Annotated in this window: 12 protein-coding genes; 6 read left to right on the top strand and 6 right to left on the bottom strand. The window is 33.3% G+C overall.

Going from position 1 to position 12,624, the window contains the following annotated elements; translation table 11 throughout:
- Positions 1-14: 14 nt before the first annotated feature.
- Positions 15-2,363, bottom strand: coding sequence for a DNA helicase PcrA (gene pcrA / locus AsFPU1_RS14875; RefSeq protein ID WP_124977210.1), 2,349 nt, complete (start codon positions 2,361-2,363; stop codon positions 15-17).
- Positions 2,364-2,810: 447 nt separating this feature from the next.
- On the opposite strand from pcrA, the gene trxA reads away from it, so the two are divergent.
- Entirely contained in the window at positions 2,811-3,134 is a 324-nt protein-coding gene (trxA, locus tag AsFPU1_RS14870) for a thioredoxin (protein ID WP_124977212.1), read from the top strand.
- A gap of 70 nt (positions 3,135-3,204) precedes the next feature.
- On the opposite strand, the gene AsFPU1_RS14865 is transcribed toward trxA, so the two are convergent.
- Positions 3,205-3,975 carry a DUF8623 domain-containing protein gene (locus AsFPU1_RS14865; RefSeq protein ID WP_124977214.1) on the bottom strand — a complete coding sequence of 257 codons (771 nt, stop codon included), beginning with the start codon at positions 3,973-3,975 and terminating at the stop codon, positions 3,205-3,207.
- Positions 3,976-4,069: 94 nt separating this feature from the next.
- Here AsFPU1_RS14865 and AsFPU1_RS14860 point away from each other — a divergent pair, with 94 nt between their 5' ends.
- The 3 genes from AsFPU1_RS14860 to AsFPU1_RS14850 all read left to right on the top strand — a co-directional run bounded on the left by AsFPU1_RS14860 (position 4,070) and on the right by AsFPU1_RS14850 (position 7,089).
- Positions 4,070-5,314 (top strand): RNA-guided endonuclease InsQ/TnpB family protein, encoded by a 1,245-nt coding sequence (locus tag AsFPU1_RS14860; protein WP_124977216.1) that lies wholly within the window; start codon positions 4,070-4,072, stop codon positions 5,312-5,314.
- Positions 5,315-5,439: 125 nt separating this feature from the next.
- Positions 5,440-6,492 carry an undecaprenyldiphospho-muramoylpentapeptide beta-N-acetylglucosaminyltransferase gene (gene murG / locus AsFPU1_RS14855; RefSeq protein ID WP_124977218.1) on the top strand — a complete coding sequence of 351 codons (1,053 nt, stop codon included), beginning with the start codon at positions 5,440-5,442 and terminating at the stop codon, positions 6,490-6,492.
- Between the two features lie 213 nt (positions 6,493-6,705).
- Positions 6,706-7,089 (top strand): four helix bundle protein, encoded by a 384-nt coding sequence (locus tag AsFPU1_RS14850; protein WP_125061133.1) that lies wholly within the window; start codon positions 6,706-6,708, stop codon positions 7,087-7,089.
- 34 nt (positions 7,090-7,123) lie between these two features.
- Here the strand turns inward: AsFPU1_RS14850 and AsFPU1_RS14845 are convergent, their stop codons facing one another.
- The 4 genes from AsFPU1_RS14845 to rimM form a co-directional block, all read right to left on the bottom strand.
- Positions 7,124-8,038, bottom strand: a complete 915-nt coding sequence (locus AsFPU1_RS14845) for a YihY/virulence factor BrkB family protein (RefSeq protein ID WP_125061132.1) — start codon at positions 8,036-8,038, stop codon at positions 7,124-7,126.
- Positions 8,039-8,136: 98 nt separating this feature from the next.
- Positions 8,137-8,583, bottom strand: coding sequence for a hypothetical protein (locus AsFPU1_RS14840; protein WP_125061131.1), 447 nt, complete (start codon positions 8,581-8,583; stop codon positions 8,137-8,139).
- A 6-nt stretch (positions 8,584-8,589) separates the two neighbouring features.
- Positions 8,590-9,885 (bottom strand): AAA family ATPase, encoded by a 1,296-nt coding sequence (locus tag AsFPU1_RS14835; RefSeq protein ID WP_125061130.1) that lies wholly within the window; start codon positions 9,883-9,885, stop codon positions 8,590-8,592.
- Positions 9,886-9,946: 61 nt separating this feature from the next.
- Positions 9,947-10,570, bottom strand: a complete 624-nt coding sequence (gene rimM, locus AsFPU1_RS14830) for a ribosome maturation factor RimM (protein ID WP_124977126.1) — start codon at positions 10,568-10,570, stop codon at positions 9,947-9,949.
- 163 nt (positions 10,571-10,733) lie between these two features.
- On the opposite strand from rimM, the gene AsFPU1_RS14825 reads away from it, so the two are divergent.
- Both AsFPU1_RS14825 and AsFPU1_RS14820 read left to right on the top strand, forming a co-directional pair.
- Complete coding sequence (locus tag AsFPU1_RS14825) at positions 10,734-11,555, top strand: Tab2/Atab2 family RNA-binding protein (protein ID WP_124977108.1); 822 nt, start codon at positions 10,734-10,736, stop codon at positions 11,553-11,555.
- Positions 11,555-12,397 carry an ATP adenylyltransferase family protein gene (locus AsFPU1_RS14820; protein ID WP_369692084.1) on the top strand — a complete coding sequence of 281 codons (843 nt, stop codon included), beginning with the start codon at positions 11,555-11,557 and terminating at the stop codon, positions 12,395-12,397. Before AsFPU1_RS14825 ends, AsFPU1_RS14820 begins: the two co-directional genes overlap by 1 nt.
- Positions 12,398-12,624 lie beyond the last annotated feature (227 nt).

Raw genomic sequence — 12,624 nt, 5'->3', positions numbered from 1 at the left:
AAATAGTTCTTCATTTACCTATGTTTGCTGGTCTTAATTTTGCTGATAGAGTCTAATTTTGGATCAACTATTTTTCGTCCCAAACCCTGAAATTGAATAGCTAAATTAGTTTTCTTTCCTGAACCCAAAATATGAGTAATTTCTCCTTCACCAAAACTATGATGAATTACGCGATCGCCTACTGACCAAGTTAATTCAGATGCGGGACTATTTTGAGAAGATAAAGCAGGTTTTTTTCCTGGAGATTTAGAACGAGTTAATTTAATATTACTACTCAATAACTCTTGAGGTAATTCACTTAAAAATTGGGAGGGTAATTTCGCTTCTTTAAACCCCCAAACAAAGCGTTCTCTGGCACAAGTTAAGAATAATTGTTCTTGGGCCCTGGTGATTCCCACATAACATAAACGTCGTTCTTCTTCTAAGGATAAAGGATCACTTAAACTGCGATTATGAGGTAATAATCCTTGTTCTAATCCTACCAGAAATACAACAGGAAATTCTAATCCTTTGGCCGAATGAAGGGTCATTAATGATACTTTTTCTTGTCCTTCTTTTAACCCATCAAGATCAGATGCTAAGGAAGCATTGGTTAAAAATCCTTGTAAGCTTTTGTCTTCATTTTCTTCTTGATATTGGGTCACTGCATTATACAATTCAAAAATGTTGGCGATACGATTATCTGATTCTTCTGTTCCTTTTGCCTTTAATTCATCTAGATAACCTGATACTTCCATGACATCATTTAAAATTTCTGCACCAGGTAAATTTTCTAAGTTTTCTTGAAATTTTTTAATCATGGTAGCAAATTTATTAATAGATTTTGCCGCCCTTCCTGCTAAAGTATTAACTGAGGTTTCATCACTGATAATTTCCCATAAGGGGATCTCTAATTCTTGAGACGCTTTGATTAAAGCATCCATCGAAGTTTTGCCTATTCCGCGACGAGGACTATTAATAATTCTTAGTAAACTAACTGTATCAACAGGGTTGACAATTAACCGTAAATATGCCAGGGAATCTTTAATTTCTTGACGATCATAAAACTTAAATCCTCCTACAATTGTATAGGGAATATTATTCTGAATTAAACCTTCTTCAAAGGAACGAGATTGAGCATTAATACGATAAAGAATAGCAAAATCTCCCCAATTTAATTCAGGATTACTATTAATTAATTGTTGAATAGTATCAATGACAAATTGTGATTCAATGCGTTCATCATCTGCCTTATAAAAATAGATTTGTTCTCCTTCTCCTCTAGTGGGTTTGAGAATTTTGTCAATGCGTTGTGTATTATTTTCAATTAACTTATTAGCTGCTTGTAAAATGTTTTCTCTAGAACGATAATTTTCTTCGAGTTTAACCATTGTGCGGGTATCTTCATCCGGTAAACTATCCCCAAAATCAGATTGAAAATTTAATAAAATCGTAAAATCTGCCATGCGAAAACTATAAATAGATTGATCCGCATCTCCTACCACAAAAATAGAGCGATCTTGCCAATTCCATTGACTTTTGTCAGTTTCTCCATTCGTTGTTAATAAGCGAATTAAATCATACTGAATTTGATTAGTATCTTGATATTCATCTACTAAAATATGTTTAAATTGAGTATGCCAATAACCTAAAATTGATTCATTTTGTTTAAATAAACGAACTGGAACCAAAATTAAATCATCAAAATCTAGAGCATTATTCGCCGCCAGTTGATTTTGATATTCTTGGTAAATCTCAGCAATAATACGTCCTTTATAGTGAGTATTCTCTTTTAGATAATCATCAGGAGAAAGACCTAAATTTTTAGCATTACTAATAGCATAACGCACATTACGAGGCTCAAATTTTTTATCATCTAAATTGAGTTGTTTAGTAACAATAGTTTTAATCAAACTTTGCACATCAGATTCATCAAAAATAGAAAAATCTCTTGTCCAAGTGCGTCCCCGTTCATCCTGATATTTATTAATATCGTAGCGCAAAATACGAACACATAGACTATGAAAAGTACCGATCCAAAGTTTTTTAGTAGTTTGTTTATAAACTTGAGAAACTAGCTTTTTTTGTTCATATTCAGGCAACAATTCAAAACGAGTATTATGTTTTTTCTGAGCCATTTCTTGAGCAAATAACTTCTCAATTCTCTCTTTCATTTCTTTAGCTGCTTTATTGGTAAAAGTAACAGCTAGAATGGATTCTGGGTCAACTTGATGATGACTAATCAGATGAGCTATTCTGTAGGTTAGGGCCCTTGTTTTACCGGAACCTGCTCCAGCTACCACCAACAAAGGGCCACAAAAATGTTCTACAGCAAGACGTTGTGAAGAATTGAGTTGAGAGAGAAAATCCAGAGTAGCACTCATGAAGCTTAAGGGGTTAGTCTTCCCCGTCTAACAAGTTATCTTATGTGTATACTATCGTTAATCGTTCCATCAACGACAATAATCGCCCTCAGATTCAGGTACAATTACTTAGTTCGTTAGAATAACTTAATAAAAAATTCTTGAATATTGCCACAATTGGTTAATCAAAATGGGAATTGTCCTATACAATAGAGATAGCGGAGACGAATGTTTCCGTTCACTCCTCACACCACACTCCGCTCGGGCTTTGTTCGAGCGGTTTCTTTATCTAACTTAATATAAAGTTAGATTGAGTGCTAGGATTACTAAGGTTTAGGAACTTTAGCCTTAAAAGCATAAATTCTTTGTAAAATTATCTATTCTTTTGGGTTAAATCCACAGAGTTTTCGTTATGGTAGAATTCTAGAGTATTCTCAAGCAATGTAAGCAATCAAAGGAATTCTCGGTATGGCAGACACACTTCAGGTTACAGATGATAAGTTTAAAGAAGAGGTTTTAGATAGTGAACTTCCTGTATTAGTAGATTTTTGGGCCCCTTGGTGTGGCCCTTGTCGTATGGTAGCTCCAGTAGTAGAGGAAATCGCTGAACAATACATTGGTAAAGTCAAGGTGGTTAAACTCAATACTGACGAAAATCCTAACACAGCCAGTCAGTATGGAATTCGTAGCATTCCCACTCTTATGATCTTTAAAGGGGGTCAAAGAGTTGATATGGTGGTTGGGGCAGTTCCTAAAACAACTTTAGCCAGCACCCTGGAAAAGTATCTTTAACTTCTTCTGATCTAAAAAGACAAAAGTACAATTTAGGGGTAACTCAGGTGAAGTTTGCCCCTAATTTATTTCACGGTTGAATCCGCACTCTTTGGGTGATCAAGGTCATACCAGTTCCTCGCACTAATAGGGCGGAAAACCAACGATCTTGGGGCTTATCTTCGGCTTTTACCCGTTTAAAGAGACCACCGGACTGTAATAAATCGAGTTCGATCGCAGTAGGTTCTAAAAAGCGTGAACTCTCTACTGTTTGGGCGATCGCTGTCCCTGCTAATAAATCATCCCCCAATGGTTCTTGGATAATCACGTCAAAGTCAAATTCTTGGCCAACCTTAACGGTTTCAGGTAAATTAACCTTAACCTGGGGAGCATTCGCACCAGAACTTAATTGAGTACGTTCGCTTAATATTTCTTGACGAATTAATTTTCCGTCTTGGATAGTTTGACGGGATTTAATCGTCGCTTTGAGTTGAACGGGTTGCCTCTCCTGAGAGCTACTACCTTCAATAGTCGTTAAGGTTTGGGCGACCCAATTGTTACCTTCTTTTTGCCAAGACTGGAGTTCTGTCCTATATTTTAACTTAGGATAGCTTTTCCACAGTTTTTTTAAGCTTTTAAACATGGTATCGGCCGTCAGTCCATCGGCCGTCACAAACTGGGAACTATAAAATGACTGAATTTTTTCATTATCCTGACGGTTTGCTGTCGTATCGATCTGAGTAATTAAGGCTTTTAATTCGGCAGGGGCCGTTTCAGGGGGTTCAGCGCGAACGACAGAATTGGTACCGACACTTAAGCCAAAACCCAGTAAAAAAGAGAGGAACCAACGCCAATAAATCATCGAAAATTTGGGTTTGAAACCCCGTCCTTTTGGGACGGCTTTACATTTAAGTTGTTTCGCTATATACTAGCGGTATAGCGAAACGAGTAAGACTATGTACGCCACTCAAAAAAACCAACTCAAAAGACTTAGCCAAAGGGAATTTAAAGCCCTCACTGCCTTGTGTCGTTTGAGTAAAAATCTTTTTAACGTGGCATTGTACGAATGTAGGCAGTATTTCTTTACAGAAAGAAGACGCTTGACCTACGAATCTAACTACCATATTTGCAAGTCTAATGAAAACTATCGGTTGCTTAATACCGATATTGCTCAACAGACCATGAAGATAGTAGATAGAAGTATGAGGTCTTTCTTGGGGCTGAGAGAGGCAATTAGCATAGGGAGATGTGATCAAAGACCACAACTGCCCAAATACTTGCCTAAAGAGGGATATTTCCCTTTGATTATTCCTAGAATTAAACTCAAAGATGGAATATTTGAAATTCCCATGTCTAGAGAGTTTAAAAAAGAACATGGTGAGGTTAAAATCCAACTCCCAGAAAGACTGAAAAACAAAAATATCAAGGAGGTACGAATACATCCAAAATACTCGGCTCGATGGTTTGAGATTGAGTATATTTATGAAGATGAAAAAATAGAGACATCTGTTAATTCTGATAGTGCTATTGCTATCGACTTGGGAGTAGATAATTTGGCGGCTTGCTTTGACACTGACGGGCATCAATTTTTGATTGATGGAAAAAGACTTAAAAGCATTAATCAGTGGTATAACAAGCGCAACGCTGAACTTCAATCTGAAGGAGATAAGCAAGGTATTAAAAGGTTGACAAACAAACAAGCTCAACTCAATCAATGGCGCAATGATTCCATTCGAGATTACCTCAATAAATCGGCTCGAATAATAATTAACCATTGTTTGATTTATCAAATTGGCAAGTTGGTAGTTGGCTATAACCCAGGCATTAAACAAGAGATTAATATCGGGCGTTCCAATAACCAAAATTTTGTTCAAATTCCTTTTTGGCAATTGAGACAAAAACTTAAAGCAATGTGTTCTCGATACGGAATCGAATATTTTGAGCAAGAAGAATCTTATTCCTCTAAAGCAAGTTTTTTTGACCGTGACGAAATCCCTGTTTACAATGCCGATAATCCTGGTAAATACAAATTTTCCGGCAAAAGGATTAAACGTGGATTGTATCGGACAAAGGATAAGCATCTTGTTTGTGCAGATATAAACGGCAGTGCCAATATTTTAGTTAAAAGTAAGCACAGACTCAGTTTTGAGCGAGTGTCTAGCGGGTTTTTGGCTAACCCTTTAAGGACTTATGTCTCTTAAGAATCCCCGCCGTTAAAAAAGCGAGGGAGTGTCAATCGTCTATTTTGCTTTAGGGTATCCTGGTTAAGAACACAGGATCTTTGTCTCATTCTAGCTCAATTTATTGATAGTTTGTTGTTATTAATATGGTTCGTTTATTGATTGCTGCGAGTGGAACTGGGGGACATTTATTTCCGGCCTTGGCCTTGGCTGAAAATTTACCTGATTATGATATTCAATGGTTGGGGGTTCCTAACCGTCTTGAACAAACCTTAGTCGGAGATCGTTATCCTCTACATACGGTAGCGGTTGAGGGGTTTCAAGGCAGTTCTCCTGTGAAAAATCTCCAGATTTTTTTGAGGTTAGTGAGGGCTGTATTTCAAGTGCGACGGTTAATTAAAGAACAACAAATTGATTTAGTATTTACAACGGGGGGATATATTGCCAGTCCGGCTATTTTAGCGGCCCGTTTACAAGGAATTCCGGCAATTATTCACGAATCAAATTATATTCCTGGCAAAGTCACTAAGTTATTGAGTCGTTTTTGTGATACGGTCGCCTTGGGTTTTGCAGGAACGGCGAAATATTTGCCCCAAGCTAATACTCAATGGGTCAGTACCCCTGTGCGATCGCAATTTTACACTCCTCAACCGTTAGATTTACCAATTCCTGAGAATGTGCCTTTAATTGTAGTTGTAGGGGGTTCTCAAGGGGCTGTATCTGTTAATCAATTGGTGCGTCAATGTGTTCCCTCTTGGCTGGAATTAGGGGCTTATATCGTCCATTTGACGGGGAATAATGATCCTGATGCTGGAAGTTTAACCCATCCTCATTATTTGGCTTTGCCATTTTATGACAATATGGCGGGGTTATTACAACGGGCTAATTTAGCGGTTAGTCGCGCAGGGGCCGGAACTTTGACAGAATTAGCTATTACTGAAACGCCAGCTATTTTAATTCCTTATCCGTTTGCGGCTGAAGATCATCAAACTTATAATGGACGGGTATTTGCTGAAGCTGGGGCAGCTTATTTATATCCTCAAAAAGAGTTAACGGCTAAAGTGTTAGAAGAAGTAGTTGTAAATTTATTAAAAAATCCAGATCAACTGCAAAAAATGGCTCAAAAAACTCAAGAATTAGCTGTAATTGACAGCGCACAAAAATTAGCAGAATTAGTCAGGGAGAATTATGAATTATGAATTATGAATTATGAATTATGAATTATGAATTATGAATTATGAATTATGAATTATGAATTATGAATTATGAATTATGAATTATGAATTATGAATTATGAATTATGAATTATGAATTATGAATTATGAATTATGAATTATGAATTATGAATTATGAATTATGAATTATGAATTATGAATTATGAATTATGAATTATGAATTATGAATTATGAATTATGAATTATGAAAGAAGAGAAGACAAACCAAGGAATATTCGGGAACGTTCTTTTGACTATGCCCTCCGAGCAATTAAATTATATCAATTTTTACAGGAAGGAAAAGATGGTGCAGGTTGGATACTAGGAAAACAATATTTAAGATCTGCCACTTCCATTGGAGCTAATATAGAAGAGGCACAGTCAGGACAAAGTAAAGCTGATTTCATTCATAAAATGAGTATCGCTCAAAAAGAAGCAAGGGAAAGTCTATATTGGTTGCGCTTGCTAGAAAAATCAGAGATTGTTCCGACAAACCGCATTCACTCTCTCACCCAAGAAACAGAAGAACTTATCGCCGTCATTACCACCATTATCTGCAAAACAAAACAAAACCATTCATAATTCATAATTCATAATTCATAATTCATAATTCATTTTATTTTTGACTGCGACTACCAAATAAATGAGTGTAAACATAGGTAAATTCGCACCCTAAAAAGAAGATTTGACAAATTAAATAAATCCATAATAAAAGAACCATTACACTACCAATAACCCCATAAGCGCGGAATTGTTCACCAATACGAATAACTCCATTACTAACTAAGCTTTGTAACAAAGAATATAAACTAACAGTAAGTAAAGCCCCTAACCAGATATCACCCCATTTTATGCGGGTTGAAGGTAAAATTTTAAATAATATCATAACAACTAAAGTAAGGAGGAAAAAAGTTATTCCCACTTGCAAAGTATTCCAGAGAAGGGCTTCATCTATTTTAAACCAGTGAATAAAATTTCCCACATTTTTCAGTATTTTTAAAATTACTTTAATCGCAATATTAGATAATAAAGAGACTAGAATTAATGCTGCCGTGCTAAGAACTAATAAAAAAGCTATAATTTGATTATTAATAACTTTGATAATTTTCCAAATTAATCCTGTCGAAGTAGATTTTTCCTCATGAACTTTCCAAATTTTATCAACAGCCCTATCTAAAGCCCCAAAAATTCGACTAGCTGTCATAAATAAAATACTAAATCCAATAATTCCAGCCCCGACACTACTTTCATTCAAATTAACTAACGTACTTTCTACAATTTTATAAGCATCTGTTGGTAATGAGCTATTTGCAAAGGATATAATTTGACTATAAGCATTGGTATTTGGACCTAAGATTAAACCGAAAATACTGAGAATAACAAGGAAAATAGGAAATAAAGAGAAAATAGCATAATAAGCTAATGCTGCCCCCATTTCTAAACATTCATCTTCTTGCCATTTAATGAGAGTACGAATTAATAATTGTGCTATTTTTGAGGGGATAATTTTTGTTTTGATAAATTTGATCACGGCTATTTATTTATCAAGTATCGCAATAAATAATTAAATTGTAAGGCTAAATGTCAGATTTAAGGAAACAATTAATTATTTTAACAGATTTTTAGTTATCAGATACGTGATTTCCCGATTATATCAACTATTTTTTCTTTAAATCCTGATGGTTTAAATCTCAGAGTAGCATTATAATTTTTCTTAAATGTCTTGGTATAGTTTTGTATCTCTTGGGTTGTTAAAAGACATTTAGTATGAACAATATAACAAAATTTAGTCCCTGTATATTTATTCTTAGAAACTTGCTGAATAGTATTTTCAATCTGCTTTATAGCTTCATCAACCCGACGACCTTTTAATTCAATATATATTTCGATTAAAGGATGATCAATAGTGATTAGATAATCACACTTTTTTCCTGTTATATTTAAACAGCCATCCACGATTATTTTGGTTATCATAAGTTGAGACTTATTCTCTAAGTAAAATTTACTTTTACCTTTTTTATCTTGAATTAAAATACTCTTATGATTTATGTTTTCTGAACATTCATCAAAATTCATTTATGATTAGTCCTCAAGTTCTAAATCAACTAATTTTTCAAAAATATCGCTAAACTCATGAGAAACCTCATCAATAATATTGGTATCAATTAGCTGATTTTCTTGATTGATAATACTTTTCAATTCTCCATTCCCTAAAGTATAAACCCCAAAATCATCAATATCTAAAATTTGATTTTCAGGAACAATATCAAATAACTGTTTAAGTTCTTCTTTTTTATTGCCTCTTTCTTTTATTTTTTTCTTAGTATTCCCTGCTTGAATTAGATTATTAAAAGCAGTTAAAATATAAGGACTATGAGTAGTAATAAAAAAACGATGTCTTTTATCAGTTATATTAAATACGAGTGCAATTAATTCAATAATATGCTTTTGTGATTGAGGAAATAAATGTGCTTCTGGTTCTTCAATTAAGAAAATACTGTTAGATGTACCAGCAAAAGTTATAAAAGGTAATATTTCTAATAAAGTGGTCATTGGTAAAGCCTCTTGTTGACCAGAAGAAGCATTAGAAACTTTAATTTTTTTTCTATTTTTATGAGAATAAATCCAGTCTTGACCATCTTCTTGAACATAGTTTCCTACAATTATTTGACTAACAATATCATTAATTTTAGAAAGATAATTTTTATCAAAATTATCTTTCTGTCTGTAAATTTGTTTAGTAAACTGATAATCCTGACCAAACTCCTTTAAAAAATAGTCAATAGATATATTAGATGATAAAAAAGCAAAAATATTTTCCTCTAAATTAGCATAAAAAGATCTTCCCGCAGGAATAAAAAACGGTTGTTCAAATCCCAATATATTATTACTATTAAAAAGATTTTTTTCTAAAAGCTCATCTAAATACCCAAAAGTATCAAATTCATCATCTACTGAATATTTTCTGCTATCTTCTTCTTTTTTCTTTTGGTAAGAGATAGTCATTTTTCGCCGTGCTTTAGCTAACTCATCCGAATAGTATAATCCTAATTTTAAGCGACCATTTGATAATTTATCTGTTGTCACTTTAATCCAATAATTATGCAAATGATAAGTAATTTCAAAATTTTCTGATCGCCAAGAATAATCAGTAAAAATGCTTTTAAATTCTTGTAAAATAATCTTATTGAACTGAACTTTAGTCTGATTCTTAAGAAGAGAAGCTCTATACTTAATAAAAAAATCTTTAAAAAAAAATATCAGTTTCCCTAAGATACTTTTACCTTCAGCTTGTCTGCCAATAATAATATTGATCTTGGTTAAATCAAGCTCAATATGTTTTAAAATCAAAAAATCATGCACGATAAGTTTTTCCATCTAACAACTCCAGATGTTCTAATTAATAATCTCTTAATTAATATCAATTTTTATGATATACTTATTCAACTAATTCTAATAACCCTTTAGGGGGATTAATTTCTATTCGCTTATTATCTAAGTCAACTACCGGAACAATATCATAAACAAAGGGAATTAATATTTTATTCTTCTTAACTTTCTCTTTCTTTTTATTAGAAATAATTTCTTCTTCTACCTCTTCAATTTCTATCACTTCAACAGTAACCTTAGACCGATTTAACTCAATTTCTAATAAATCATGTCCCGATTCAAAAATGTCAGTCACAATCCCAATTAATTCGCCCGTTTTTTGATGATAAACTTCCAAATTAATTAACTCTGAGACATGATATTCATCTTTCTCTAATTTTACGCGATCGCTACTTAATACTAATAACTTATACCCTTTTAATGCTTCTGCTTGCGTTCTAGTTTCTATTCCTTCCAAACGAATAATACAGATATCTTTTCCAGGAACATATCGACCGCTAATTAGTCCAACAGGTTGAGGAGATGAACTATTAAGCGGTTGTAACCATCGTTGTCCAGGTTGTTCAAATCTTTCAGGAAAATCAGTACTAGGAACTACTTTTAATTCCCCTTTTAATCCCTGTGCAGCCACAATCTTGCCAATCTCTAACCAATTATCTGTATTTTCTTTCATAAGATGAAGATGACTCATTTTTATTACTTTATTTTGTTCTTATTATAAGCTCCATTTTACCCTAGATTATATATTCAATTCTTAAGAATTATCTCAAATACTTATGATTTATGTTAAAATTAAATAATTGAAAAAATAATTAACTAAATTACGGTTGATTTTAATGACTATTCTGCAAGCAGATTTTTATAAATATTCCTTAAATAACCCAGAAAAAACTGTTCAATGGCAACTGCTTATTTGTGATTCTCAAGGAGAGATAATTCATGACGCGACTTGTCAGCAATCTGATGCAAATGCTAACTGGTTAATTGTCCAATTGAAACCAATTATAAATAAATATTCTCCTGATTTCATCCAAGTTTTTCGCCCTCAATGCGTCGGCTTATTAACAGTCGCTTGTGAAGCTTTAGGTATTCTAATTGAACCCACCAGACGCACTTCTAAACTTAAAGAAATTTTGCAACAACGTTATAATACTTCTAATTATAATCCAGTTAAATTAGAACAATTGCCACCTCAAGCATTACCGGAAAATTTATGGGGAGATCAGTGGCGATTTGCTTCATTTAAAGCAGATGAAATTGTTGACTATTTTAGTGATCACCCAATTCCTATAATAGATTTTCCTCAGATTTTAAACCCTTTTAATTTAGGGATACCTTCCAGTATTAATATTCCAGGAGTAGTTATTTATGGTGGCAAAAAATCTATTTATTTAGCTCGATGGTTAGCGGAAAATAAACCTGTTTCTTTAACTCATATTCCCACACAAGTTAATCAATCTGGGGGTTTAATTTTAGAATCAGGATTAATTGATCGTTGGGTTTTATTAACTTTTGATGATGCTGAAATGTCCCAATCTGCTCAACAATATGAATCTCGTAAACAAGCAAGTCAAGGACTTCATTTTTTAGTCGTCCAACCAGATGATACTGGAATGACTTATAGTGGAGTTTGGTTATTACGAAATGAGGAAATATAATGTTAGAACAATTAGAACAAATTATACTTGAACCTGATAATTTGTGGAATAAAGTTATTGGACAAACTGAATTTGCTCTTAACTGTGGTGCATTACACAGCATTCCCACTGACACTGAATTTGTTAAAGAGGGAGAGATTAATTTTTTAGTGAGAGTGTTAACAAATTTAGACCGTAAAGAAAAAGCTAAACAAGAACAAGAAAAACAAGTTAAACAAACAGGAAAAAACTTTAATCCGTTTCTACCCTATGAACAAGATTTATTTGTTACAGATATTTCTAAAACTCATTTATGTCTCTTAAATAAATATAATGTTGTTCCTTATCACTTATTAATTATTACTCGTGAATTTGAAGACCAAGAAAGCTCGTTAAATCTCAATGATATAGGAGCATTATGGGCTTGTTTATTACAAATAGATGGACTAATATTTTATAATAGTGGTCAAGTTGCAGGAGCTAGTCAACCTCATAAACATTTACAATTAGTTCCCCTTCCTTTTGCCGATGAAGGTGAAAGAATTCCGATTGAACCTTTCTTAAAAAAAGCTCAATTTGAGGGCGAAATTGGAGAAATTCCGAGTTTTTCTTTTAGTCATGCTTTCACTTATTTAGACATTAATCATAATTCCGATTTTACAGAAATTATTCATACTATTTTAAGAAAATATGAAAGTTTATTAGACAAAATTGGTTTACTAAGAACAGAACAAAAACCATCAGGAGCTTATAATCTTTTGATAACCCGACAATGGATGATGGTAATTAAGCGATCGCAAGCAAGTTTTGAGTCTATTTCTGTTAATTCTTTAGGGTTTGCTGGGGCCTTTATTGGTACGTAATCAAGAACAATTGCAACAATTAAAAAGATTAGGTCCCATGACTATTTTAGAAAATGTAGCTCAATAAACCTGATTGAGTTTGAAAATTTAGGCATTTATTCTAAATTATCTTGAATGTGATCCTTTAGATTTGTAGTAAGAGTTAAACGGATCATCGACTCTAATAATTTCAAAAAGTTCCCTAGTTGCAAAAAAACATTACAATTTGTATCTTATATAAAGAGGTC

It is taken from the genome of Aphanothece sacrum FPU1, assembly GCF_003864295.1.
In the GTDB taxonomy this organism is placed as follows: domain Bacteria; phylum Cyanobacteriota; class Cyanobacteriia; order Cyanobacteriales; family Microcystaceae; genus Aphanothece_B; species Aphanothece_B sacrum.
This window is presented reverse-complemented; position numbering and strand designations above follow the sequence as displayed.